Origin of the sequence: Ochrobactrum sp. BTU1, from assembly GCA_018798825.1 — a bacterium.
Classification (GTDB): Bacteria; Pseudomonadota; Alphaproteobacteria; order Rhizobiales; family Rhizobiaceae; genus Brucella.
Genome location: CP076354.1, coordinates 1,123,606 through 1,150,243 on the forward strand (window position 1 = coordinate 1,123,606; position 26,638 = coordinate 1,150,243).

The following is a 26,638-nucleotide window of genomic DNA, read 5'->3' on the forward strand; positions in this document are numbered from 1 at the left end:
TTTCACGAGAAGTTCACAACCGATTTACCAAGATAGGCGCAAGTTTGGTGCAACCTTTTCGCTTCTGAAGCGTATCTATAACGAAAGGATACCGCGATGATGATATTTCTTCTGGCATTATCCATGATGGTAGCAATGGCTGCATCGGCGATTGTTTTGCTTCTGGAAGAGAATGAAGCGAAGCGCCAACGCGTACGTCCCGCCGCTTTTAGTCTAAGCGCCATGCGTAAACTGAGTTCGCATTAAGTACAGTTTTGAGTTTCCAGAGATCGCCAGTTCCCTCCAGTCCTGGCATCTGAAAAAGGCCGATGGTGAACCATCGGCCTTTTTATTTGGAACATGAAATCCCCTGATACTGCTTGCATCAGGGAGTTTCCTTTATTCTTCGCCACCAGCTGCAGGTGCATCACCCTCAGCTGCGGTTTCATCAACCTCGGCAGCGCCATTCTCTTCATCGCTTTCGGTTTCCGAAATGCGCTCGACCGAGACGACCTTTTCGCCGTCAGCCGTATTGAAGATCGTGACACCTTTGGTCGAGCGTCCAGCGATACGAATGCCACCAACCGGCACGCGGATCAGCTGACCGCCATCGGAAACCAGCAGGATCTGATCGCTTGCCTCGACCGGGAAGAGCGCTACCAGCTTGCCGATTTCGTCGGTCTTCGACGTATCGGTTGCACGGATACCTTTGCCGCCACGGCCAGAAACACGGAACTCATAAGACGAGGAACGCTTGCCGTAGCCATACTCACTAACCGTGAGAACAGTCTGCTCGCGAGCCTTCAACTCCTGATAGAGCTCTTCGGAAAGATCAGCTTCCACCGCAACTTCTTCACCGACAACAACGATATCATCGGCGTCGTCTGCACCCTGTGCCCGACGTTCAGCAATCGAGCGCTTGAGATAAGCGGCACGCTGCGAAGCGTCTGCATCAACGTGATGCAGAATTGCCATCGAGATGACCTTATCGCCTTCCGCCAGATTGATACCGCGTACGCCGATCGAGTTACGACCAGCAAAGACGCGAACATCCGTGACAGGGAAGCGAATGCACTGGCCACCAGCACAGGTCAGAAGCACGTCGTCGAATTCCGTACAGGTATCGACCGAGAGGATTTCATCGCCCTCGTCTTCGAGCTTCATCGCGATCTTGCCGTTGCGGTTGACCTGAACGAAGTCCGACAGCTTGTTACGGCGAACCGTACCGCGCGTGGTCGAGAACATGACGTCGAGGTTTGCCCAGGATTCTTCATCCTCCGGCAGCGGCATGATCGTGGTAATGCGCTCGCCCTGCTGCAATGGCAGCATATTGATGAGTGCCTTGCCGCGCGACTGCGGATTACCCACTGGCAGACGCCAGACTTTTTCCTTGTAGACGATGCCGCGCGAGGAGAAGAACAGCACCGGCGTATGCGTATTGGCGACGAACAGACGGGTTACGAAATCCTCGTCCTTCGTTGCCATGCCGGAGCGGCCTTTGCCGCCACGACGCTGCGCACGATAGGTCGCCAGCGGTACACGCTTGATATAACCGGCATGGCTGACGGTGACGACCATATCTTCGCGAGCGATGAGGTCTTCATCGTCCATTTCGGCGCCGCCAAGACCAAACTCGGTACGGCGCGGCGTAGCGAACTCGTCACGAACAGCAATCATCTCTTCCTTGACGATTGTCATAACGCGAATGCGCGAGCCAAGAATCTCCAGATAATCGCGGATTTCTTCGCCGATCTTATTCAGCTCGTCCGCAACTTCATCGCGGCCAAGTGCTGTCAGGCGCTGCAAGCGAAGATCAAGAATAGCACGCGCCTGCTCTTCCGAGAGGTTATACGTGTTATCATCGTTGATCGCATGACGCGGATCATCGATAAGACGGATCAGCGGTGCCACATCGGCGGCAGGCCAACGACGTTCCATCAACTGCTCACGCGCGGTCGCCGGATCTGGCGCACGACGAATGAGAGCGATAATCTCGTCAATATTGGCAACTGCAATCGCAAGACCAACCAACACATGCGCGCGATCACGCGCCTTATTGAGCAGGAACTTGGTGCGGCGCGTTACCACTTCTTCGCGGAACGCCACGAAAGCGCGCAGCATGTCGAGAAGATTGAGCTGTTCCGGCTTGCCACCATTCAGCGCCACCATGTTGCAGCCAAACGAGGTCTGCAGCGGCGTGTAGCGATAAAGCTGGTTCAGCACGACATCGGCAACAGCATCGCGCTTGAGCTCGACTACAACGCGATAGCCATCGCGGTCCGATTCATCGCGCAGATCAGAAATGCCCTCGATACGCTTGTCGCGCACCAGTTCGGCCATTTTCTCGATCATCGAAGCCTTGTTCACCTGATACGGTATCTCGGTGATGATAATAGCTTCACGGTCGCCGCGCATTGGCTCTATCGCCACGCGACCACGCATAATAACGGAACCGCGACCCGTGCTGTAGGCCGAGTTGATGCCGGCACGCCCAAGGATAATACCACCGGTCGGGAAATCCGGACCAGGAATGATTTCCATGACTTCTTCCAGCTCAAGAGCCGGATTGTCGATCAGCGCTACGCAACCATCAATGACTTCGCCAAGATTGTGCGGCGGAATATTGGTTGCCATACCAACCGCAATACCGCCCGAACCATTGACAAGCAGGTTTGGAAAGCGGGCAGGCAGAACCATAGGTTCCCGCTCGCGGCCATCATAGTTGTCCTGAAAATCAACCGTATCCTTGTCGATATCCGACAGAAGGGATTCGGTGACTTTTTCCAGACGGCATTCGGTATAACGCATCGCCGCTGGCGGATCGCCATCGATGGAACCGAAATTGCCCTGTCCGTCCACAAGTGGATCGCGCAAGGAGAAGTCCTGCGCCATGCGCACCAAGGCGTCATAAATAGAAGAGTCGCCGTGTGGATGGTATTTACCCATCACTTCACCGATCACACCTGCCGACTTTCGGTAGGGGCGATTGTAAGCGAGGTTCATCTCGTTCATGGCGTGGAGAATACGGCGATGTACGGGCTTCAAGCCGTCGCGCACATCAGGCAGAGCACGGCTCACGATAACGCTCATTGCGTAATCGAGATAGGAGCGCTGCATCTCCTCAATAATGGAAATCGGTTCGATACCTGTAGGGCCGCTTGGGCCGCCATCCATATCTTCGGAACCGGGTGGAGGTGTTTGATCTGACACTATTCAGATATCTTTCTCAACAGAATCGATAAAGTCACTTTATAGAATAAAACGTCACAAAACGCCAATTTCGGGGCCATTTCAACCGGCGAATTTCATTCATCGAATCAATAACTTGAAAGATATTCACATAAAGATCGCGCAATGATGTTGCCTGAGCGTGCGCTTTGCGTCGACCGAGCGCCACTCATCGGCTACAATCCGTTTCACAAATCAGGCAGAGAATACCAACAAAAGGGGCGAGTTTAGCATGGGGTTCTACGATACGGTTTTCAGCGCCTTCGTCACCCTCCTCGTCACCATTGATCCGCCCGGTCTCGCGCCACTGTTTCTGGCACTCACACCCGGCATGGATCGCAACCATCGCGGACAGGTCGCGCTGCGCGCATCCATCATCGGCTTCATCGTTATGGCGCTGTTTGCGATTGCTGGCGCGCAGATACTCGGTATGTTTGGTATCAGCATCGGCGCCTTCCGTGTCGCAGGTGGCCTGCTTCTCTTCTGGATCGCTTTCGAGATGATTTTCGAAAAGCGAACCGAGCGTAAGGAAAAGAGCGCCGAGGTTGCCATTACCAAGGACCATATCCGCAACATCGCGGCATTCCCGCTGGCCATTCCGCTGATCGCAGGTCCGGGTGCTATTTCGGCTATCGTGCTGACATCAGATTCTTTTGACGGCATCGGTCCCCGTGCCGCCCTTCTCGGCGTCATAGCCGTCTGTTTGCTGATTACCTATTTCGTGTTGCTGCTCGCAGAACGCGTCGACCGGTTTCTTGGCGAAACCGGCCGTTCTATTCTGACCCGTCTGCTCGGTGTGATCCTCGCAGCACTTGCGGTTCAGTTTGTGGCAGATGGCGTTAAGACACTTATCAATGGTTAGAGTGCATCCCGAAAAGTGCGAAGCGGTTTTCAGGATGCGCTTTAAGCCGATTTCATCGCCTTCTTGCCAATCATCGCATGGCGAAGCTTGGACGAGAACCAGTCGATAACAGCGACGGCGATCAGGATCATGATGATCAGGAAGGAAACGTCCTGAAGATTGAGAACCTTGATCTGCTCAGCCAGATGCGCGCCGATGCCGCCTGCTCCAACGATACCGATGATGGTTGCCGAACGGGTGTTTGACTCAAAAAAGTAAAGCACCTGACTTCCGATCAGCGGCAGAACCTGCGGCAACACGCCGAAGCGATAGCCGTGCAGTTTGCTCCCGCCCGATGAGACAACGCCCTCGATCGGCTTCTTGTCTGCGCCTTCAATGGCTTCCGAGAACAGCTTGCCGAATGCCCCGAAATCCGAACAGGCAATTGCGAGAATACCGGCAAACGGTCCGAGACCAACAACCGACACCCAGATCAGTGCCCAGATCAGCGTATCGACGCCACGAATGGTATCGAGGAAGCGACGGATGCCGAAATGCAGGAACACATTCGGGATGATGTTCTTGGCAGCAAGAAAGCCGAATGGGAAAGCAAGAATTGCCGCGAGCAATGTGCCGAGATAGGCGATTGCCAGCGTTTCCATCATCGACCACAAATAAAGGCTGAAACGCCCACCGGACGAAGGCGGCATCATCATAAGCGTGAAATCGCCGAGGCGACCCAGGCCATTGAGAATGCGCAGCAGCGAAAAATCGAGCCAGTAGAAAGCGAACCAGACGGAAGCAATCAAAGCTACGGTTAAAATCGCCAGATTTCGCCAGGCACGCGCGTTTCCGAACAATTCGGCATGTTCTGCCCGAAGTTCCTTTTCATGCGCGTGCGCTTCACGGGAGAGACTTTGTGCAATATCGGTCATAATTCTCTCTTTTGTTTGAGCATGATCTTTTCCGAAAACCGGTTCCCACTTTTCGGGATCACGCTCCTCAACCAATACGGCCCAAAAGCGCATGGCGAATACGCTGTGTAATGAGATCGATGGCAACAATGGTTACGATAATCAAAAGCAGAATGGCGCTGACATCGCTGTAATAGAACTGACGGATCGAAGTCAGCAGTTCCTGCCCGATACCGCCCGCACCCACAAAGCCCATAACCGAAGCACCGCGCACGTTGATTTCGAAGCGCAGCAGGCCGTAGGACGCAAAATTTGCGGCTACTTGTGGAAGCACGGCGAAACGGATGACCTGAAAGCCGGAACCACCCGATGCACGAATGCCTTCCACCGGACGCACATCGATGTTCTCAACAACTTCGGAGAACAATTTGCCCAGTGCTCCCGTTGTATGAAGCATCAGCGCCAGCACACCAGCCATCGGCCCAAGACCGAAAGCGATGACGAAAAGCAGCGCGAAGACGATTTCGGGAACCGTACGCAGCAGCTCCAGACCGCGACGAACGACGAAACGCACCGTCGAATTGGGAGCCATGTTGGATGACGCCGCAAATGACGCGGCAAAAGCGATGATGCCGCCAATCAATGTTGCCAGATAGGCAATGAGCAGCGTCTCAAACAGCATCTTGAGCCAGCCGCCGAGATTCCAGTACCAGGCAGCGAGATCGCCCCAGAAATTGGCAATCGTCAGATCTGGCAGGATGCGGCCAAGATAGCTTGTAAAGCGAAAGAGATTTTCGACCAGAGTGCCCGGCCGAACATCGGCAACGACGGAGGCAGCAATGGCGACAACGACGAGCGCAAGGAGGAGCGCGATACCGTAGAGACGCCGTTTGCCGACTTCTCTCCGATAATCGGCAAGCAGGCTTTTTGCTCCGTTGCCGTCGAGTGAGGATACCGTCATGCGATCTTTCCTATAAAAATGCCCGGAACGGGTTACGTTCCGGGCACTTCAATTGTTCTAAGGATTAAGACTTGCGAGCCTTGTCGTTGAACTTGAGCATCTCGATGATTGGCTCATATTCCTTGGCTTCGGTCGCTACGAATTCCTTATCCTTGCCGTCGGAAAGAGCGTCAAAGCCAGCCTTGTCCTTGGTTGGCATATCGAGGAAGGCCTGCTTGATGTCAGCCTTGAGCTGATCTGGCAGGGTGCTGAGAACCGCAAATGGGCCTTCTGGAAGGAAGTCCGACTTGAAGATGATGCGGAAATCATCCTTCGTCATTGCCTTGCCGTTTGCATCCTTGAGAACGCCGCGGCTGACCATGCGGGTCAGGTTGGAATCGTCTTCCGAGTTCCAGGAGTTTGCAGCAGCGTCTGCGGTGCCCTGAGCGAGAGCGAGAACTGCATTTTCGTGGCTGCCAGCAAAGAAGTTCTTACCAAAGAACGTATCAACGCTATAGCCATCGCGGTTCAAGAAGAAGCGTGGCGCGTTGTTGCCCGATGTCGAGTTAGGATCGACGAGAGAAATCGCTTTGCCCTTGAGGTCATCCATCTTCTGGTAAGGGCTGTCGGCGCGAACATAAACAACCGAATAATAGCCGTTTACGCCGGTGTCATGACGCTGGTTGACGAGCGGAGTGGTTTCAACGCCAGTCATCACAGCGCGGGCGTAAGAAGCCGGGCCATAGAATGCGATCTGAATGTTGCCAGCGCGCTGACCTTCGATAACAGCCGCATAGTCGTTAGCAACGCGCAGCGTAACCTTCGTGCCGAGTTCCTTGCCGAGATAAGCTGCCAGAGGCGCATAACGGTCGGAAGTGGTCGAAGCGTTTTCAGCTGGGATCACGCCCAGAACGATTTCTGGATAATCCTTGCTCCAGTCTGCAGCCTGTGCAGTGGAAGCCATCATCGGCATGGTCAGCGTAGCGGTAAGCGCAGCAGCCGCCAGAAAGTTTCTACGGTTAAGCATAGGTATCTCCTGTTAATCCCTGATTTTGGAGCGTATTTTTTTCCGGAGCTTTGTGCGCTCAGGCGGAAAGCTGGCGCAGAACGGCTTCGGCCGACTGCGGAACTGGCATTGGCATTGTTTCAGCCTGTTCATCGGTATCGATGACGTCATCGGCTTCCATGCCGTAAAGGTCGCGTGATGCCATATCGGTCAGCATCGACGGTGTGCCGCGGAATACGATCTTGCCGGCAGACATGCCGACGAGGCGATCGCAATAGCTGCGCGCAATATCGAGCGAGTGCAGATTGCAGAGAACCGTGATGCCATATTCGCGATTGATGCGACGCAAAGCGTCCATGACGCTGCGGGTATTGCGCGGATCGAGCGATGCAATCGGCTCGTCTGCGAGAATGATGCGCGGCTGCTGAACAAGCGCACGGGCAATGGCCACGCGCTGCTGCTGACCACCCGAAAGCTCATCAGCGCGATGGGCTGCAAGATGCGCAATATCGAATTGCTGCAACGCCGAAAGAGCGATCAGACGCTCTTCATCGCTCCAGATACGCAGGAGCGACTTAGGCGTCGAAACATAGTTGAGACGCCCCATCAGAACATTGGTTAGAACATCAAGACGATCGACCAGATTGAAATGCTGGAAAATCATCGCGCATTGTGCGCGCCAATCGCGCAATCCCGAACCCTTGAGCCCGGTAACGTCGCGACCATCCCAGTGAATTGTTCCCTCTGAAGGCTCAACCAGGCGATTGATCATACGCAGCAGCGTCGACTTCCCCGCGCCCGAGCGACCAATAATTCCAACAAACGAGCCGGGCTCGATCTCGAGGTCAACACCCGAAACCGCCACCTTATCATTATAGCGGCGCGTTACGTTTTTTAGTTGAAGCATGAATTCGTCTCCATTCATGCTCACTATTGATCCGTTCAATGACACTGCAATGAACGGACCATGACGTTTGTGTAAACTTACATTCCGCTTTAAGATTTTAATTTAGGCAATTGTTTTAATGCTCATTTCCTGCAAGTGACGCAGGAAGGCATCTGTGGAAGCAGCGACTTCACCTGAATTGTCTATTATGACGACATCGTCTGCACTGTCATCGAAGCTCACTTCGCGCTTAAGTCGCAAAGCGATTTCTTCTCGACTTTCACGTCCGCGCGATGCAAGCCGCTCTGCAAGTACTTCCGGCCTAGCCGAAATGACGACCACGGACCGTTCCGAATAAAGCCTGCGGATATCGCCAAGTACACGCCGCGAGACATTGGCAATCACGACGATACCGTCGGCGATTTCATCATCAAGCGATTTAGGCAATCCATAGCTCAGGCCATGCGCCTGCCAGTGCAGCGCGAAAGCACCCTCGCCTGCGGCTTTTGTAAATGCTGCTTCATCCAAACTGTCGTGATCTTCCGTGCCCGGCATTTGCGGACGCGTGATGATCCGGCGCACAAAATGAAACCGCGTGTCGCCCGCAAGAGCCACACGCGCTGCATCCATAATCGTGTCTTTGCCGGCCCCACTGGGGCCGACAACGGCAACGAAACAGCCTTTCGGCGTATCGGATTGCATCTGCATCAAAGCACCCGTTCGCCTTCGCGCCAGACAGTGCGCACAACCGGAATTGCACCTTTCGGGCGCACGCGAACCAGATCGGCACGCTTTCCGATAGCGATTTCGCCGCGATCATCCATAGCCATGGCATCAGCCGGGTTCTTGGTTACGAGGCGGACAGCCTGTGGCAGCGCAATCGGACGCTCCCCCGAAGCAAGGCCGAAAGCCGACTGAATGAGGCTGAACGGAATGTAATCCGAGGACAGAATGTCGAGGCTGCCATTATCGACGAGATCGCGTGCAGCGATATTGCCGGAATGCGAGCCACCGCGCACAATATTGGGCGCGCCCATCAGAATGGAAAGGCCTGCACCTTTTGAGGCACTGGCTGCTTCCATCGTGGTCGGAAACTCGGCGATCCGCACACCATGGTCGAGTGATTCATCGACATGCGCGCTGGTCGCATCATCATGGCTGGCCAGCACGATGCTGCGCGCTGCTGCCAGTTCGGCAATGGCGCGACGATGTTTGGCCGAATAGGCGTCCGAATCCGCCATACGCTTCTCACAATGCACCCGGAACTCCTCATCCGTGAGCTTCATCTTGCGCATGTAATAAGTGCGATACGTATTAAGATCAACGAATTGACGCTGTCCCGGTGCATGATCCATCAGCGAAGCAAGTTTAACGCGGTCATCGCCTGCGAAAAGCTCGAATGTTTCAAGGCAATCTGCGGAGGAAACTTCGCAGCGCAGGTGCAGAAAGTGGTCTGCACGCAAGCGATTTTCGCGAACACCGCTTTCGATGGCGTCCGCAAGCATCCGCATATCCTTGCCCACGAAGTCACGGTCATAATCGGAACCAACGCGCATCGCATCGAAAACTGTCGTGATGCCCGATGCTGCAACCTGCGCATCATGCGCCTGAACCGCTGCATCGACATTCCAGCGCACCTTTGGGCGCGGCGCGTAATGGCTTTCCAGCTGATCGGTATGCAGCTCGATGAGGCCTGGAATAACATAATCGCCATCCATGTCATCGCCGCCATTGGTATTGCCCTGATCTATGGCGGCAATTTTGCCATCACGGATCAGGATAGAACCAGAAACGATCTCATCAGCAAGCACGATCTGCGCATTTTTCAGAACGGTTTCATTAGCCATTGGATAGCTCTTTCATGACCGCATTCGCATTGGCGGCCGTTTCATATTTCGAGAGGAATGCTTCGATATCGAGCGCGCGGAAATCATCGAGCGCCTGACGCAGACGATCATGGCTCCAGTCCCACCAGGCCAGTCGATCCAGACGATTGCCGGTCGCAGCGTCGAAGCGTTCACGAATGAGACGCGCCGGGACACCACCAACAATCGTATAGGGCGCCACGTCCCTGCTCACGACAGCTCCCGCACCGACAACCGCACCGTTGCCAACCGTCACACCCGGCAAGATGGTGGAGCCATGGCCAAGCCATGTGTCGTGACCGATTTTCACAGCATTGCCGCGACGCCAATCAAAGAACTCCGTCTCATCCTTTTCTTCCGGCCAGTAATCACCGGCGCGATAGGTGAAATGATGCAACGTCGGACGCCATGTCGGATGATTGGTGGCGTTGATACGCACATGGCTGGCGATATTGGAAAACTTGCCGATCTCAGCACACCAGATTTCGCAATCGATACCGAGATAGGAATAGTCGTCCAGCACAGTCTCCGACACACGGCTGCGCGCGCCGATCTCGGTATATCGACCAAGCTTGCTACCGTTTACTTCAGCCGTTTCGTGAACCAGTGGTTCTACCGAGAGCTTGGTCATGCTGCTGCCCTCGGCGAGAAAGCGGTTACGTCGATAATGCGATCAGCAACCTGTTCACGCACATCTTCATCGTGGAAAATGCCAAGCATTGCGACGCCTTGCGCCTTCTTGGCCTTGATGAGATCAACAACCACTGCCCTGTTTTTGGCATCGAGCGAAGCTGTCGGCTCATCAAGCAGCAACACGGGATGATCCGTGATGAAACCACGCGCAATATTCACGCGCTGCTGCTCACCGCCAGAGAAGGTTGCAGGTGGCAATGCCCAGAGCCGTTCCGGCAGGTTGAGCTGCGCGAGCAATTCGCTTGCACGATTGCGAGCAGCATCGCGATCAACACCACGAGCCACCAATGGCTCCGCAACGACGTCGATTGCTGCCACGCGAGGCAATGTGCGCAGGAACTGGCTGACATAACCAATCGTATCACGCCGAACAGCCAGCACTTCGCGCGGATCGGCTGTTGCCAGATCCACCATACGGTCTTCGTGACGAATGAGGATAGAGCCTGCATTCACGGCGTAATTGCCATAGACCATCTTGAGAATGGAGCTCTTACCAGCACCGGAAGGTCCGCCAAGCACGGCGCATTCGCCTGCTTCCAGATTGAAGTCCACGCCACTTACGACTGGCAACTGAATGCCACCCTGCAAATGCATCGTGAAAGTCTTCGCCAGACCCGACACGGCCAACGGAGAGGATGTTCTAACTTGTGTCATTTCTCACCTCACGCATGAAGTTTCGCTAATTTACGAACAACACGCTGCAAACATCTGTTTTAATTTACTAAACCTGCAGAATAGACGACACGAGCAGCTGCGTGTAAGGCGCTTGCGGGTCATCCAGAACGCGGTCTGTCAGGCCCTGTTCGACAATATGGCCGTCTTTCATGACCATGATGCGATGGGACAGAAGACGCGCCACTGCGAGATCGTGGGTCACGATGACAACGGAAAGGCCGAGATCGCTCACCAGACCGCGCAGCAGGTCGAGAAGACGCGCCTGCACGGACACGTCGAGACCGCCGGTCGGTTCATCCATAAAAACAAGACGCGGAGCCGTGACGAGATTGCGCGCAATCTGCAGACGCTGACGCATACCGCCGGAGAAAGCGCGGGGCTGGTCGTCGATGCGGTCAGCAGCGATTTCGACACGTCCGAGCCATTCAGTTGCCGTGTTGCGAATATTGCCATAATGGCGCTCGCCAACAGCCATCAGCCGTTCACCGACATTGGCACCCGCTGAAACGGTCATGCGCAGACCATCCGAGGGATTCTGATGCACAAAGCCCCAGTCGGTACGCATCAGAAAGCGGCGTTCAGCCTCTCCGATCTTGTAAAGATCGCGGAACTCGCCATCACGCATCCGATATTCGACACTGCCCGATGTCGGTTCCAGACGTGTTGCCAGACAGTTGAGCAAAGTCGTCTTGCCCGAACCCGATTCACCAACGATGGCCAGCACTTCGCCCGGCCACAGCGAGAAATCGATATCCGCACAACCGCGACGACTGCCATAAAACTTCGAGAGATTGCTGACTTTCAGCAGAGGTTCGACGCTCATTTCAATACTCATTTCAGGGCTCCCTTGGCTGCGGCCTCATTGTTCGCTGCCAGATGGCCAAAGTGGCCAGTCGCCTGACGATCTTCACAATAATCGGTGTCGGAGCAGACAAACATCGAGCCGCCACGGTCATCGAGCACGACTTCGTCGAGATAGACACCGCGAGCGCCACACAATGCGCAAGGCTGTTTGAATTTCTGCACCTCAAATGGATGATCCTCGAAATCGAGGCTCACGACATCCGTATAAGGCGGTACGGCATAGATGCGCTTTTCACGACCAGCACCAAAAAGCTGCAAAGCTGGCGACATATGCATCTTTGGATTGTCGAACTTGGGCGTCGGCGACGGTGCCATGACATAGCGCCCTTCGATCATCACCGGATAATCATAGGTCTTGGCGATATGGCCGTGGCGCGCGATATCTTCGTAAAGCTTCACATGCATGAGGCCATATTCGGCAAGCGCGTGCATCTTGCGCGTTTCGGTTTCACGCGGTTCCAGAAAACGCAGCGGCTCAGGAATTGGCACCTGATAGACAATCACCTGCCCTTCAGTCAGCGGATATTCCGGAATGCGGTGACGTGTCTGGATGATAGTCGCCTCACCCGTATGGGTTGTCACGGCAACATCGGCAGTTTTCTGGAAGAATGCCCGGATGGAAACGGCATTGGTCGTATCATCAGCGCCCTGATCGATAACTTTGAGCACGTCATCCTGACCGAGAATTGCCGCCGTCACCTGGACGCCGCCTGTGCCCCAGCCATAAGGCATCGGCATTTCACGGCTTGCGAACGGAACCTGATAGCCCGGAATAGCAATGGCTTTCAGGATAGCACGACGGATCATCCGCTTTGTCTGCTCGTCCAGATAGGCGAAATTGTAATTGGCTAGATCGCTCATTCTGCTGCTTCCTTGCCTGCGGCAATATTGGCTGCTGCTTCCTTGCCTGTGCCGATATTGGCTGCTGCTTCGGTTGCCAAAACTTCAGTCTCGTTGTTCGCTTGTTCATATTCCGCACGCATACGGCGGATGAGATCGAGTTCGGCCTGAAAGTCCACGTAATGGGGCAATTTCAGATGCTCAACGAAGCCCGTCGACTGCACATTGTCGGAATGGGAAATGACGAATTCTTCGTCCTGCGCGGGTGCTGTCACATCCGCATCGAATTCGCGGACACGCAGCGCCCGGTCGCAAAGCGACATCGACATGGCTTTGCGCTCGCTTTGTCCGAACACCAGACCATAGCCACGGGTGAACTGTGGTGCCTGCTTGGAAGAGCCTTTGAACTGGCTCACCATCTGGCATTCGGTCAGCTGAACACGGCCAAGCGAAACGGCAAAGCCGAGCTCAGGCACATCGAACTCAACCTCCACCTCGCCAATGCGGATTTCACCGACAAATGGATGCGTGTTGCCATAACCGCGCTGCGTGGAATAACCCAGCGCCAGCAGGAAGCCTTCATCACCGCGCGCCAAAGCCTGCAAGCGCAAATCTCGCGGCATCGGGAACGTCCACGGTTCGCGGGTAAGATCGCCCGGCTCATGCCCTTCCGGCATCGCACCGTCTTCTTCGATCATGCCGTTGACACCGAGAATATCGGTCACGCGTGGCGTTTCTTCAGGCTCAGTCGCACGCACTTCCGGCTCGGGAACACTGACATCACCCGCCAGTTCCGGATCAAGCAGACGATGCGTGTAGTCAAATGTCGGTCCCAACAGCTGCCCGCCGGGCAGATCTTTATAGGTGGCCGAAATGCGGCGTTCGATAAGCATATTCGCGGTCTCAAGGGGTAGCGAATAGCCAAAACGCGGCAAGGTTGTGCGGTAGGCACGAACCAGAAAGATTGCCTCAATCAGATCGCCCCGCGACTGGCGCACGGCAAGTGCTGCGAGTTCTCGGTCATAAAGCGAACCTTCGGCCATGACGCGATCAACGGCGAGACCCAGCTGTTCAGCAATCTGGTCAAGACGCAACGCCGGAACCGAACGGTCACCACGACGGCGATCATCAAGCAGACGGTGGGCATTGCGGATGGCGGTTTCACCGCCCTTTACAGCAACATACATGGATTAGCCCTCAATCTTTTCGACAGCATGATCTTTTCCGAAAACCGGTTCCCACTTTTCGGGATCATGCTCCAAACTTGCTATACGCGTGGTGCGGGGAAGCGCTGCGACTTTGCCGTCAGCGACGAGCACCAGATCGATACCCAGCGGAAACAACGCGCCATTCTCACGCCATTGCGCAGCAAAATCCTGCGGCAAACCATCAACAGTCAGCACAGTTTCATCCTTGATGCCCGGGCCTTTGAGGCTGAAACCCTGCCCACTCGTCAACGACGAAACTGCTAGAAAAACAGTCGTCGAACGATCCGGAAATTCAGGGTCTCCCTGCGCGAAGGAAGAAAGTGCCGGCAACGATTGCGTATCCGTTACAAGTGCGAACTGCGCTTTCGACTGATCGCCGACGATTGGTGCACCAGTATGGAATGTCAGCCATGCCGTCGCATCCTGATTGGCTGCTATTTCGGCATCGACCCAGACGCTTGCGTCGTGATCAAGAAGCGTTGCTGCGATCAGGCCAAGCTCAGGCGTAAGCGGCTTTGATGGCGCAGCCGCACTAGGCAGCGAATGGATACGACCAGGATTGGCCATTGCGTGCATGACTGCATGAAACGCCGACTGCGCTTCATTGACTGGATCAGCCAGTCCGCCTTCAAATGCAGAAGAAGAATGGAGCATCAGTTGTCTCCCCGAACCATTGTGAAGAAATCGACCTTCGTGGCAGCAGCTTCGCCGCGCCGTTTTGCATCCGCAGTATCGACACGACCACGCAATGCGTTGAGCACACTGCTTTCGATCGCATCGCGGGTAGCCTCATCGAGCCAGAGCGCATCAAACAATGCAGCCAGCTTCGCCTTTTCCTGATCACGTCCCAGCGCATAGGAATGCCCAACCGAGCCATTCGCCAGACGAACAGTTGCGCGGGTGACGGTTGCCTCGCCAACATTGAACGGAGCACCGCCACCGCCAATACGACCGCGCATCATAACCAGTCCGGTTTCAGGACCACGCAAAACTTCAAATTCAGGCTTGTCTGCCCAGTTCTGCCAGAACGTTTTCAATTCTTCGCCGCTTGCGCGAGCGAGAAGCGCCATACTGGCCTGACGTGCTGCTTGCGTTGCATCCGGCGCCAAATTGCTTCCAGCGGTGGAGCCACCTCCACTTTCAACTGTGCTGTGCCGCGTAGTATGCCCCATCGTGTTCATGAGCTTATCCGCCCTATCTAATCCGGTTGACTTGATCGCCTTAATTGTCTATTCATATAGACAACTATACAATACCAGAATGAATACACCCTGCCAATGACAGGACGATGACAATTGATGACAAAGGCGCAGATGAAAAAGAGCGGACGGATTGAGAGAAACAGCGGTGTAGCCATCTGGCGGCAGATTGCCGACGAGATACGCGGCGACATCATGGCCGGGAAACTTGCTACGGGCGCGCGTATGCCAGCCGAAATGGACCTGGCAGAACGATTTGGCGTCAATCGCCATACCGTGCGCAGCGCAATTGCGGCTCTTACGCAGGAAGGTGTATTGCGCGCGGAACAAGGACGCGGCACTTTTATCGCCAATGCAAAACGCCTTACCTACCAGATCGGGCGCCGCACTCGTATTTCGCAATCGCTGGCTTCGCAGGTACGCGACATGAAGGGCGCATTACTCGCTTCCGACACAGTGCCCGCTTCTCAAGACATAGCCGAAGCTCTTGCAATTGAGATCGGTTCACCTGTTACGCAACTGGAAACCTTACACAGTGCCGACGGACGCCCTGTGTCGCGCGCTACACTTTGGATCAGCGCCGAAAAATTTCCGGAAATCACCACGGACTATGCAGAGAGTGGTTCTGTCACCTTGGCTTTCAGAAAAGCAGGTCTTACGGATTATTTCCGCAAATCGACAATCATATCCGCCCGACATGCAGATTCTGATGATCTGAAACATTTAAAACTTTCGCCAGGCGCCATTGTGCTGACAGCCAAAGCTATCAATGTGAACACGGATGGGGAACCGATCCAATATTCGCTCACCCGGTTCTCTGCAGACAATATGGAATTCTCAATCGAGACTTATCCCGGCGATCCTCAGATGAATGACATGAGCTAGATCGTGCTGATTCAGATACTGCCAAAACCAGCCCAGAAGCTGCTTTAATCACACACTGGTGGTCTGATTCTAATATTTGCTCAGCATAAGTGTCAGCCGGGATTCAAACGACAAACTCAATCCACTAGGGCGCTGTGCGCCCTTTTTGGCGCACAAAAGTCGCTCTAACACTTTATATTTACAGCATAGTTTTACCTTAAACTGATTCAGTTTAAGGAATTATTCTGTAACTAATTCAGGCAGGAAAACGCCGATGACAGTGACTATTTTTCACAACCCTAAATGCGGCACTTCGCGCAATACGCTGGCAATCATCCGCGCCAGTGGTGAAGAACCAGTCATCATCGAATATGTACAAAACCCGCCTACACGGGAACGTCTGACAGGGCTTCTGGCGGCCATGAATGTAAAGCCGCGGGAATTGTTGCGCGAGAAAGGCACACCTTATGTCGAACTCAACTTGTCTGACCCGAAATGGAGCGATGACGCGCTGATCGACTTCATGATGGCTCATCCAATCCTGATCAATCGGCCTATTGTAGAAACACCGCTCGGCACGAGACTATGCCGCCCTTCAGAACTGGTTCTGCCTCTTCTGGAAAATCCCGTTGCTTCATTCACGAAAGAAGACGGCGAGCAGATCACATATCCGGATAGACCACGCTGATAAGCCTCTTTAGAGCGGTTTCTGTTAAAACCGAATCATTGGAACTGCTCTATCTCTTTGTTTTTACGCGCATCTTGCTCCGAAAACCGGTTCGCATTTGTGAGGATGCGCTTTAAATGCGCTCCTAGTTTGGCTTTCTTTGATTTTGGCCGCTAACAACCAATAGAAAAGGCGCTGTAAAAACAGCGCCTTATCGTGTTTATCTTATAAAGCAGATTATATCCGCTCTCAGAATGGAATTTCGTCGTCGAGATCGCGGGAGAAACCACCGCCGCCGCCACCCTGATTGGATGGGCCGGAGGAACCGAAATCACCACCGCCGCCGGAATAATCCGACATCTGGTTGCGATTGCCACCGCCACCACCGCCGAATGAGCGACCTTCGCCGCCGCCTTCACCACGGCCATCGAGCATCTGAAGCTCGCCGCGGAACTTCTGCAACACGATTTCGGTGCTGTAGCGGTCGTTTCCGTTCTGGTCCTGCCACTTGCGGGTCTGGAGCGCGCCTTCGATATAAACCTTGGCACCCTTTTTCAGATACTGCTCGGCAACCTTGGCAAGATTTTCGTTGAAAATGACAACGCTGTGCCATTCGGTACGATCCTTGCGTTCGCCGGTCTGACGGTCGCGCCAGCTTTCCGAAGTCGCAATGCGCAGATTGGCGATCTGATCACCTGAATTGAGGCGACGAATTTCAGGATCGGCACCAAGATTGCCGACCAGAATGACTTTGTTGACGCTACCAGCCATCGAAAACTTACTCCGGGTCTCGCAAGCACGCCTTCCCGCACGTCTTCATCCAGACTTCATCCAGATTTATCCAGACAAGGGGTGCTGTCCAAAATAAAGATCAGGCGCAACCATGCGCCATCACCAGAAACTCAGCAAACACTCTACAACAGCCACTCTCCATGCGCTCTCATTGGAGGGGCTATTTTAATAGTGTTCCACAGAAGTTATGTTCTTGTTTTGTTCGAAATGCAATAACTACTGACAATTTTCAGCAGATAATTCCTGAGAGAACAGAGATAAGCCCTGCCGCTCACTGTTTATTAGGCGCGCAGGGCTTGGGGTTGAGCAATGCTCTCATATCGACAGTACTTCGCCGATAAATCTAATCGGAAATCTGAGGTACGAGACCATATTTCCGCGCATGTTTTAAATTTTCTGCAATTACCTGTTTCAATCAAAAATGCATCATTCCTTGCAGATGAGGCAGCTATGACCGCAGACAATTGTGCTTTCATCAATATGAAAGCTAGGCAACGTAGTCAGGTGGACTCATGCTCCTTTACCTCCCTGTTGCGTTGGCTCGACTGACTGGGACCTCTTGTCGATATCGTTTCATCCCTTCCGATATCTCCCCATTCAGCGAGTAAATGTAGTCTGCTCCTGTCAGGAGTAACAGTCAACGCTCTTGCGTTCACATTTCGTATCGCCTATCAGAAGGCTGGTTGTTCGATCTTTGTTCTGGTGCTAAATCTGCACCGAACGATTGACCGGCCCCCTTTCCCTGGAAGGGGTTCATCCCCATATTATGGAGCGGCGCGACGTATATCGGCGCCCGAACACTCCATGACATGACCAAACAGGCAGGACGCGGAATGAGCGATCAGAAATTCATTTCCATACGTGGCGCGCGTGAACACAATCTGAAAAATGTCGACCTAGATCTACCACGCGACAAGCTGATCGTGATGACAGGCCTTTCAGGCTCCGGCAAATCATCGCTGGCCTTCGATACGATCTATGCGGAAGGTCAGCGCCGCTATGTCGAAAGCCTTTCGGCTTATGCGCGCCAGTTCCTTGAGATGATGCAGAAGCCAGATGTCGATCAGATCGACGGTCTGTCCCCTGCCATCTCCATCGAACAGAAGACGACAAGCCGCAATCCGCGCTCGACTGTCGGCACCGTTACTGAAATCTACGACTATATGCGCCTGCTTTTCGCGCGTGTGGGCGTGCCTTATTCGCCAGCCACCGGTCTGCCGATTGAGAGCCAGACAGTCAGCCAGATGGTTGATCGGGTTCTGGCATTTGAAGAAGGCACGCGTCTTTATATCCTCGCGCCTATCGTTCGCGGTCGTAAAGGCGAATACAAGAAAGAGCTGGCCGAGCTTCAGAAAAAGGGGTTTCAGCGTGTGAAGGTCGATGGCACCTTCTATGAAATCGCTGATGTTCCGGCGCTCGACAAGAAGTACAAGCACGATATTGATGTGGTCGTCGACCGTGTTGTGGTACGTGCTGATCTCTCGACCCGCCTCGCCGACAGCCTTGAAACCTGTCTCAAGCTCGCGGAAGGTCTGGCGATCGCAGAATTTGCCGACAAGCCGCTGCCGCCGGAAGAAACTGCCGGAGGTGGTGCCGCGAACAAGTCGGCCAACGAGACGCATGAACGCGTAATGTTCTCGGAAAAATTCGCTTGCCCTGTTTCCGGCTTTACAATCCCGGAAATCGAGCCGCGCCTGTTTTCCTTCAACAATCCATTTGGCGCCTGTCCGACCTGTGACGGCCTGGGAACCCAGCAGGCAATCGATCCAAACCTGATTGTTCCAGATGTGAATGCTGCCCTGAAAGATGGAGCGATTGCGCCCTGGGCTCGTTCATCTTCGCCTTATTATAATCAGACGCTCGAAGCGCTCGGCAAAGCCTATGGTTTTAAGGTCAGTGCCAAGTGGTCGGATCTTTCCGCTGAAGCACAGGACGCCATTCTCTATGGCACCAAGGGCAAGGAAATCACCTTCCAGTATGATGATGGCCTGCGTTCCTATCAGACCACCAAGGCTTTTGAAGGTGTGATTCCCAATCTCGAGCGCCGCTGGAAAGAAACCGATTCGGCATGGTCGCGTGAAGAAATCGAACGCTTCATGTCTTCGACGCCCTGCCCGGCCTGTAAAGGCTTTCGCCTGAAGCCGGAAGCGCTGGCGGTGAAGGTTGGCATGAAACATATCGGTGAAATCACCAGCATGTCGATCCGCAATGCGGATCAGTGGTTCCGCGATGTCGATGGCACATTCAACGACAAGCAGCGCGAAATTGCTGCCCGTATTCTCAAGGAAATCCGCGAACGTCTGGAATTCCTCAACGATGTTGGTCTCGATTATCTGACGCTGGCGCGAAATTCCGGCACGCTGTCGGGTGGTGAAAGCCAGCGTATTCGCCTTGCCTCACAAATCGGCTCCGGTCTGACTGGCGTGCTTTACGTGCTCGATGAGCCGTCCATTGGCTTGCATCAGCGCGACAATGCCCGCCTTCTCGACACGCTCCGTCACCTACGCGATCTCGGCAATACCGTTATCGTCGTCGAACACGATGAAGATGCGATCCTGACAGCAGACTATGTGGTCGATATCGGCCCTGCAGCTGGTGTTCATGGCGGCAAGATCATCGCGCAGGGCACGCCGAAAGACGTTATGTCCAACCCGAATTCGCTCACCGGAAAATATCTGTCGGGTGCGATGGAAGTAGCTGTTCCCGCTGAGCGCCGCAAGCTAACCAAGAACAAGCGCATCCGCGTTGTCGGCGCGCGTGGCAACAATCTGAAGGATGTTTCAGCGGATATTCCGCTTGGCACATTCACGGCAGTTACAGGCGTATCCGGTGGTGGCAAGTCCACCTTCCTGATCGAAACGCTGTTCAAGGCCGCTTCGCGCCGTATCATGGGCTCGCGCGAACATCCAGCGGAGCATGACCGCATCGAAGGACTGGAATTCCTCGATAAAGTCATCGACATCGATCAGTCGCCGATTGGCCGCACGCCGCGTTCCAACCCGGCGACCTATACCGGCGCGTTTACACCGATGCGCGATTGGTTCGCTGGTCTGCCGGAAGCCAAGGCTCGCGGTTATCAACCGGGACGCTTCTCGTTCAACGTGAAGGGTGGTCGCTGCGAGGCCTGCCAAGGCGATGGCGTCATCAAGATTGAGATGCACTTCCTGCCGGATGTCTATGTCACCTGTGACGTCTGTCACGGCAAGCGCTACAACCGCGAAACGCTGGAAGTGCAGTTCAAAGGCAAATCGATTGCCGATGTTCTCGACATGACGGTTGAGGAAGGCGCTGAGTTCTTCTCCGCAGTTCCAGCCGTGCGTGACAAGCTTGAAACGCTGGTGAAGGTTGGCCTCGGCTATATCAAGGTCGGTCAGCAGGCAACGACACTTTCGGGTGGTGAAGCGCAGCGCGTGAAACTCGCCAAGGAACTGTCGCGCCGCGCAACGGGTCGCACACTCTATATTCTTGACGAGCCGACGACCGGCCTGCACTTCCACGACGTTGCAAAGCTTCTCGAAGTGCTGCACGAGCTGGTCGAACAGGGCAATACGGTTGTGGTCATCGAGCACAATCTCGAAGTCATTAAGACTGCCGACTGGGTTATCGATCTTGGTCCGGAAGGTGGTGATGGCGGCGGCGAGATCGTGGCCGTTGGACGTCCGGAAGACATCGTGAAGGAAAAGCGCTCTTATACAGGCCAGTTCCTGAAAGAACTGCTGGAGCGGCGCCCAAAGGGCAAAGCAGAAGCTGCTGAATAAGTGTATATATCAGAGCCGGGCCCTAGTGCCCGGCTTTTTGCTATTCAACAAATCCCACAATCGGGCCATATCCGCCATGCCACGAGATATCGTTTCTCCCCATGGCTGGATTGTAAATTCCGGCACCGCCACCACCGTCGAGGAACAGTGAGTTCGCGCATTTCAGCTCGTCTCGAAACAGTGACGCGAAATCATAGAAATTCACCGCATCTTCGCTGATGGCAAAGCGGATGGTCTCATCGGCGCAAACACCAACGCCGCTTCTACGGGTCCGGTCCGTCGATCCTTTGATCAGAATCGGATTGAGCTTGTTCTGAATGACCAACATCGGTCCGGATTGAGTCGCAAAGCGCGCCTGCGGCCGACGTTTCAAAAACCTGTCAGTCGCAACAATGCCGGCGCTGTCATCACTAAAATAGAAAACACCATTGGGCTTTTTATAGAAGTTCGGAATTGGGCCAGACGCGCGCTGAGGCACTTTCGTATCGGCCGCAACCAGTTCCTGCCCGTCCTCGACAAAAAGCCCCATAGGCGCGAAATTTTCCCTGTACATTCCCGCGTTAAACGCGAACGACAGCGTTTTGCCTTGTGCAGCCACAGCATCCGCAACTTTCGAGAAATTGCGATAAGGCTCGCCATCTGCGCCCTTCCAGAACAGACGCAGGTTTTCTTTAGCCTTCACCGTGCAGATGATGAATTTGGTGTCCTGAAAGACCTGCTCGTCACAGCTTTCCGCCTGCGCGGATTGGATACCCAAAAGCAGCCCTGCAAAGCCAATAACCGGGAGAGCCATACTCATTTTACGAAAGCGCATCGCGAAACCTCCCAATTAAAACCATAGACCGTAGAAATGAAAAAAGCCCGGTCAAACCGGGCCTTCTCGCATAACTGATCGCGATCATGCCGCGCCAGTTCATAAGGATTAGCCGTTAACGGCATCCTTCAGGCCCTTGCCAGCCGAGAACTTCGGCACGTTGCGGGCAGGAATAGCAACTTCCATACCGGTCGAAGGGTTCCGGCCAGTCGAAGCTGCGCGATGCGAAACGGAGAAAACGCCGAAGCCTGGCAGGCGTACTTCTTCGCCAGCCTTGAGAGCACCGGTGACAGCTGCGAGTACAGCGTCAACAGCAGTTCCTGCGTCGGCCTTAGTCAAACCGCCCTTTTCCGCTACTGCGGCGACCAATTCGTTCTTGTTCATAGGCATTTCCTTTCTTTATCTGCCGACGCGATTTACGCGAACGGATTGGGTGCAGTTTATTCAAATCGGTTGACAAACCAAGCCTGTCAACACGAAAAAACCCCGGAAAACCGGGGTTAAACACAGAAATGCCGGGAATTTAGCCCGGCATTGTATGCTTATTAGCCACTAGCAATGACTAATGTGCAGTTGAAACACCTGCATCGTCGTCCACAGGAGCGGATGCAACAGGCGTTTCAGGCTCTGTCCACTCGATCGGCTGCGGCTCACGAACCAGTGCATGTTTCAGCACTTCACCGACTCGCGACACTGGAACGATCTCAAGATTGTTCTTCACATTGTCCGGAATATCCGCCAGATCCTTGGCGTTTTCTTCCGGGATCAGAACCTTCTTGATGCCGCCACGCAATGCAGCAAGCAGCTTTTCCTTGAGACCACCGATAGGAAGCACACGGCCACGCAACGTCACTTCACCGGTCATCGCAACGTCCTTACGAACCGGAATACCGGTCATAACAGAGACAATTGCCGTGACCATGGCGATACCAGCCGACGGACCATCCTTTGGTGTCGCACCTTCCGGTACGTGAACGTGGATGTCGCGCTTGTCGAACAACGGAGGCTCGATGCCGAAATCAACCGCACGCGAGCGAACATAAGATGCCGCCGCAGAAATCGATTCCTTCATCACATCACGGAGATTACCCGTGACAGTCATACGGCCCTTACCAGGCATCATGACACCTTCGATGGTCAGCAATTCGCCGCCCACTTCAGTCCATGCCAAGCCCGTGACGACACCGACCTGATCTTCGCCATCAATCTGACCATAACGGAAGCGCTCGACACCGAGATAATCGGAGAGGTTCTTGTCAGTGATCTTCACCGACTTCTTCTTCGACTTCAGAATCTCGGTCACGGCCTTACGTGCCAGAGTCATCATCTCACGTTCAAGGCTACGAACACCGGCTTCACGCGTGTAAAGACGGATAACGTTACGCAGCGCATCGTCCGTGACCGAAAACTCCTTCGGCTGCAGAGCATGATCCTTGATCGCCTTTGGCAGCAGGTGCCGTTTGGCAATCTCGAGCTTTTCATCTTCGGTGTAACCGGCAATACGGATGACTTCCATACGGTCCAGAAGCGGACCGGGAATGTTCAGCGTATTGGCAGTCGTTACGAACATGACGTTCGACAGATCATATTCAACCTCAAGGTAGTGATCCATGAAGGTTGAGTTCTGTTCTGGGTCCAGTACCTCAAGCATTGCCGATGACGGATCACCGCGGAAATCCTGGCCCATCTTGTCGATTTCATCGAGCAGGAAGAGCGGGTTAGACTTCTTCGCCTTCTTCATCGACTGGATGACCTTGCCGGGCATCGAGCCAATATAGGTGCGGCGATGACCGCGGATTTCAGCCTCGTCACGCACGCCGCCGAGCGACATACGGACATATTCACGGCCGGTAGCCTTGGCAATCGAACGTGCAAGCGAGGTCTTACCAACGCCGGGAGGTCCAACGAGGCAGAGGATCGGACCCTTGATCTTGGTCGAGCGAGCCTGCACCGCGAGATACTCGACAATGCGCTCCTTGACCTTTTCCAGACCAAAGTGATCGTCACCGAGTACGCCTTCGGCAAAGTTCAGATCCTGCTTGATCTTCGACTTCTTGCCCCAAGGAATAGACAGCAGCCAGTCGAGATAGTTACGAACAACAGTCGCTTCCGCCGACATCGGGCTCATGCTGCGCAGCTTCTTCAGCTCAGCCTGTGCCTTTTCGCGAGCTTCCTTGGAAAGCTTGGTCTTGTTGATGCGTTCTTCGAGTTCAGCCGCTTCATCGCGACCATCCTCACCATCACCAAGTTCCTTCTGGATCGCCTTCATCTGTTCGTTGAGATAATATTCGCGCTGCGTCTTTTCCATCTGGCGCTTGACGCGGCCACGGATGCGCTTCTCAACCTGCAGAACCGAAATCTCGGATTCCATGAAGGCAAGTGCCTTCTCAAGACGCTCACGCACCGAGAGAATCGACAGCATTTCCTGCTTTTCAGGAATCTTGATCGCAAGATGTGAAGCAACCGTATCGGCGAGCTTGGAATAGTCGTCGATCTGGCTGGCAGCACCAACCACTTCCGGCGAAATCTTCTTGTTCAGCTTGACGTAGTTTTCGAAGTCGGAAACCACCGAGCGGGCCAGAGCCTCAACTTCAACCGCATCTTCTTCCGGCTCAGGCAGAGCCGTTGCGTAAGCTTCGTGATAATCCTCACGATCGGTAAACTTGGAAACCTTGGCGCGCGCAGTGCCTTCGACGAGAACCTTTACGGTACCGTCTGGCAGCTTGAGAAGCTGCAGCACATTGGCGATCGTGCCGATTTCATAGATTGCATCCGGTGCCGGATCGTCGTCAGCCGCATTCTTCTGCGTTGCGAGCAGAATCTGCTTGTCGACACCCATCACTTCTTCAAGCGCTTTGATCGACTTTTCGCGTCCAACAAACAGCGGAACAATCATATGGGGGAAGACTACGATATCGCGCAACGGCAGAACGGCAAACAGCCCGTCTTCGCCACCCGCTGGGGTCTTCTGTTCAATACCCGTCATTATTCAGTCCTTTCTCAGGTCATTCGACCCGATTGCCACAGGCTGTGGCCCCTTTCATTATGAGGCAGTCCACAACCAGTGCTTCGGTCCATAATTGGAGTGTCGAACTCCTTAATTCAAGCTGCTTTAAGGGGCAGCATTCATAGAATCGTCATCTATCCTGCGCCGTCACGGGAATTTGTACAATAACAAGCGCTCGTTGTATTCAGCATCAGCCAAGACATAGACAAGAAAAAGGCCGCTTGCGCGGCCTTTTACAAAAGTTCTCGCAATCGTCAGGCCGACGCATTGCCCTTTTCTTCCTGCCGCTCAGCATAGATATAGAGCGGACGAGCGCTGCCATCCACAACATCGCCGGAAATGACCACTTCCTGCACGCCTTCCAGCGTTGGAAGCTCGAACATCGTGTCGAGCAGGATCTTTTCCATGATCGAGCGCAGGCCGCGAGCGCCGGTCTTGCGTTCAACTGCCTTGTTGGCAATCGCGCGCAGAGCGTCGTCGTGGAAGCTCAGCTCGACACTTTCCATGTCGAACAGACGCTGATACTGCTTCACGAGCGCGTTCTTTGGCTCGGTCAGGATCTGTACCAGTGCATCGACATCCAGATCTTCCAGAGTGGCGATAACAGGCAGACGACCGACGAATTCCGGAATGAGACCGAATTTCAGCAGATCTTCCGGTTCCAGTTCCTTGAACACGTCACCGATACGACGCTCATCAACCGACTTCACGTTTGCACCGAAACCAATCGATGTCTTCTCACCGCGTGCCGAGATGATCTTGTCGAGACCAGCAAAAGCGCCACCGCAGATGAACAAGATGTTCGTCGTATCCACCTGCAGGAATTCCTGCTGCGGATGCTTGCGACCGCCCTGCGGCGGTACGGAAGCAACGGTGCCTTCCATGATCTTCAGAAGCGCCTGCTGAACGCCTTCGCCCGACACGTCGCGGGTGATCGAAGGATTGTCCGACTTGCGGCTGATCTTATCGACTTCGTCGATGTAAACGATGCCGCGCTGTGCGCGTTCAACGTTGTAATCAGCCGACTGAAGCAGCTTCAGAATGATGTTTTCGACGTCTTCACCGACATAGCCGGCTTCTGTGAGCGTCGTGGCATCAGCCATGGTGAACGGAACATCGATAATGCGTGCGAGTGTCTGGGCAAGATAGGTCTTGCCGCAACCCGTAGGGCCGACCAACAGAATGTTGGACTTCGCCAGTTCGATGTCGCTGCTCTTCGTCTGATGTGCGAGACGCTTGTAGTGATTGTGCACGGCTACAGCGAGAACGCGCTTGGCGCCCTTCTGGCCGATGACATAATCGTCAAGAACGTCCATAATTTCCTGCGGCGTAGGTACACCTTCGCGCGACTTCACCATCGAGGTTTTGTTTTCCTCGCGGATGATGTCCATGCAAAGTTCGACGCACTCGTCGCAGATAAATACGGTCGGGCCTGCAATCAGCTTACGAACTTCATGCTGGCTTTTGCCACAGAACGAGCAATAAAGCGTATTCTTTGAATCGCCGCCGCTGTTGCTGACTTTGCTCATTGCAGTTTCCTTTCAATTGACCGAATTGAACGCAATTCCGAGATGCGCCCACTTCAATCGTTTCTTCCG

Annotated in this window: 24 protein-coding genes; 5 read left to right on the forward strand and 19 right to left on the reverse strand. The window is 54.2% G+C overall.

The features are described from left to right. Positions 1-96: 96 nt before the first annotated feature. Positions 97-246, forward strand: a complete 150-nt coding sequence (locus KMS41_05430) for a hypothetical protein (GenBank protein QWK78669.1) — start codon at positions 97-99, stop codon at positions 244-246. Between the two features lie 132 nt (positions 247-378). Here KMS41_05430 and gyrA read toward each other — a convergent pair whose 3' ends face one another. Further along, entirely contained in the window at positions 379-3,153 is a 2,775-nt protein-coding gene (gene gyrA, locus KMS41_05435) for a DNA gyrase subunit A (GenBank protein ID QWK78784.1), read from the reverse strand. 286 nt (positions 3,154-3,439) lie between these two features. Here gyrA and KMS41_05440 point away from each other — a divergent pair, with 286 nt between their 5' ends. After that, entirely contained in the window at positions 3,440-4,069 is a 630-nt protein-coding gene (locus KMS41_05440) for a MarC family protein (GenBank protein QWK78670.1), read from the forward strand. A gap of 41 nt (positions 4,070-4,110) precedes the next feature. Here the strand turns inward: KMS41_05440 and phnE (KMS41_05445) are convergent, their stop codons facing one another. From phnE (KMS41_05445) to phnG, 13 genes are all read right to left on the reverse strand, one after another. Further along, the gene (gene phnE / locus KMS41_05445; GenBank protein ID QWK78671.1) at positions 4,111-4,983 is read right to left on the reverse strand and encodes a phosphonate ABC transporter, permease protein PhnE; all 873 of its coding nucleotides are present in this window, start codon (positions 4,981-4,983) and stop codon (positions 4,111-4,113) included. A gap of 67 nt (positions 4,984-5,050) precedes the next feature. Beyond that, positions 5,051-5,923 carry a phosphonate ABC transporter, permease protein PhnE gene (gene phnE, locus KMS41_05450; protein QWK78672.1) on the reverse strand — a complete coding sequence of 291 codons (873 nt, stop codon included), beginning with the start codon at positions 5,921-5,923 and terminating at the stop codon, positions 5,051-5,053. Between the two features lie 64 nt (positions 5,924-5,987). Next, positions 5,988-6,929, reverse strand: coding sequence for a phosphonate ABC transporter substrate-binding protein (gene phnD, locus KMS41_05455; protein ID QWK78673.1), 942 nt, complete (start codon positions 6,927-6,929; stop codon positions 5,988-5,990). A gap of 58 nt (positions 6,930-6,987) precedes the next feature. Beyond that, on the reverse strand, positions 6,988-7,815 hold the full coding sequence (gene phnC, locus KMS41_05460) for a phosphonate ABC transporter ATP-binding protein (protein ID QWK78674.1): 828 nt from the start codon (positions 7,813-7,815) through the stop codon (positions 6,988-6,990). Between the two features lie 102 nt (positions 7,816-7,917). Further along, the gene (gene phnN / locus KMS41_05465) at positions 7,918-8,496 is read right to left on the reverse strand and encodes a phosphonate metabolism protein/1,5-bisphosphokinase (PRPP-forming) PhnN (GenBank protein QWK78785.1); all 579 of its coding nucleotides are present in this window, start codon (positions 8,494-8,496) and stop codon (positions 7,918-7,920) included. 5 nt (positions 8,497-8,501) lie between these two features. Further along, the gene (locus KMS41_05470) at positions 8,502-9,641 is read right to left on the reverse strand and encodes an alpha-D-ribose 1-methylphosphonate 5-triphosphate diphosphatase (protein QWK78675.1); all 1,140 of its coding nucleotides are present in this window, start codon (positions 9,639-9,641) and stop codon (positions 8,502-8,504) included. After that, on the reverse strand, positions 9,634-10,290 hold the full coding sequence (locus tag KMS41_05475) for an acetyltransferase (protein QWK78676.1): 657 nt from the start codon (positions 10,288-10,290) through the stop codon (positions 9,634-9,636). The genes KMS41_05470 and KMS41_05475 overlap by 8 nt, the downstream gene beginning before the upstream one ends. Then, positions 10,287-11,006 carry a phosphonate C-P lyase system protein PhnL gene (phnL, locus tag KMS41_05480; protein QWK78677.1) on the reverse strand — a complete coding sequence of 240 codons (720 nt, stop codon included), beginning with the start codon at positions 11,004-11,006 and terminating at the stop codon, positions 10,287-10,289. The genes KMS41_05475 and phnL overlap by 4 nt, the downstream gene beginning before the upstream one ends. Before the next feature lie 67 nt (positions 11,007-11,073). Then, on the reverse strand, positions 11,074-11,850 hold the full coding sequence (gene phnK / locus KMS41_05485) for a phosphonate C-P lyase system protein PhnK (protein ID QWK78786.1): 777 nt from the start codon (positions 11,848-11,850) through the stop codon (positions 11,074-11,076). Positions 11,851-11,858: 8 nt separating this feature from the next. Then, a complete protein-coding gene (locus KMS41_05490; protein ID QWK78678.1) occupies positions 11,859-12,752 on the reverse strand; it encodes an alpha-D-ribose 1-methylphosphonate 5-phosphate C-P-lyase PhnJ in 894 nt (297 codons plus the stop codon). Next, positions 12,749-13,918, reverse strand: coding sequence for a carbon-phosphorus lyase complex subunit PhnI (locus KMS41_05495; GenBank protein ID QWK78679.1), 1,170 nt, complete (start codon positions 13,916-13,918; stop codon positions 12,749-12,751). Before KMS41_05495 ends, KMS41_05490 begins: the two co-directional genes overlap by 4 nt. Positions 13,919-13,921: 3 nt before the next feature. Beyond that, entirely contained in the window at positions 13,922-14,593 is a 672-nt protein-coding gene (phnH, locus tag KMS41_05500) for a phosphonate C-P lyase system protein PhnH (protein ID QWK78680.1), read from the reverse strand. Then, the gene (phnG, locus tag KMS41_05505) at positions 14,593-15,120 is read right to left on the reverse strand and encodes a phosphonate C-P lyase system protein PhnG (GenBank protein ID QWK78681.1); all 528 of its coding nucleotides are present in this window, start codon (positions 15,118-15,120) and stop codon (positions 14,593-14,595) included. The genes phnH and phnG overlap by 1 nt, the downstream gene beginning before the upstream one ends. A 132-nt stretch (positions 15,121-15,252) precedes the next feature. On the opposite strand from phnG, the gene phnF reads away from it, so the two are divergent. Beyond that, complete coding sequence (gene phnF, locus KMS41_05510) at positions 15,253-16,023, forward strand: phosphonate metabolism transcriptional regulator PhnF (GenBank protein ID QWK78787.1); 771 nt, start codon at positions 15,253-15,255, stop codon at positions 16,021-16,023. Positions 16,024-16,276: 253 nt separating this feature from the next. After that, positions 16,277-16,690, forward strand: a complete 414-nt coding sequence (gene arsC, locus KMS41_05515; GenBank protein ID QWK78682.1) for an arsenate reductase (glutaredoxin) — start codon at positions 16,277-16,279, stop codon at positions 16,688-16,690. Between the two features lie 228 nt (positions 16,691-16,918). Here the strand turns inward: arsC and ssb are convergent, their stop codons facing one another. Further along, positions 16,919-17,440 carry a single-stranded DNA-binding protein gene (gene ssb, locus KMS41_05520; protein ID QWK78683.1) on the reverse strand — a complete coding sequence of 174 codons (522 nt, stop codon included), beginning with the start codon at positions 17,438-17,440 and terminating at the stop codon, positions 16,919-16,921. Between the two features lie 854 nt (positions 17,441-18,294). Between ssb and uvrA the strand changes: the two genes are divergently transcribed. Further along, positions 18,295-21,219: an excinuclease ABC subunit UvrA gene (gene uvrA / locus KMS41_05525; protein QWK78684.1), complete on the forward strand. Its 2,925-nt coding sequence runs from the start codon at positions 18,295-18,297 to the stop codon at positions 21,217-21,219. A 40-nt stretch (positions 21,220-21,259) separates the two neighbouring features. On the opposite strand, the gene KMS41_05530 is transcribed toward uvrA, so the two are convergent. The 4 genes from KMS41_05530 to clpX all read right to left on the reverse strand — a co-directional run bounded on the left by KMS41_05530 (position 21,260) and on the right by clpX (position 26,569). Then, entirely contained in the window at positions 21,260-22,033 is a 774-nt protein-coding gene (locus KMS41_05530) for a phosphodiester glycosidase family protein (protein ID QWK78685.1), read from the reverse strand. 108 nt (positions 22,034-22,141) lie between these two features. Next, positions 22,142-22,417, reverse strand: a complete 276-nt coding sequence (locus tag KMS41_05535; GenBank protein ID QWK78686.1) for an HU family DNA-binding protein — start codon at positions 22,415-22,417, stop codon at positions 22,142-22,144. A 178-nt stretch (positions 22,418-22,595) separates the two neighbouring features. Beyond that, positions 22,596-25,019: an endopeptidase La gene (gene lon, locus KMS41_05540; GenBank protein ID QWK78687.1), complete on the reverse strand. Its 2,424-nt coding sequence runs from the start codon at positions 25,017-25,019 to the stop codon at positions 22,596-22,598. Positions 25,020-25,294: 275 nt separating this feature from the next. Next, positions 25,295-26,569 (reverse strand): ATP-dependent Clp protease ATP-binding subunit ClpX, encoded by a 1,275-nt coding sequence (gene clpX / locus KMS41_05545; GenBank protein QWK78688.1) that lies wholly within the window; start codon positions 26,567-26,569, stop codon positions 25,295-25,297. Between the last annotated feature and the right edge of the window lie 69 nt (positions 26,570-26,638).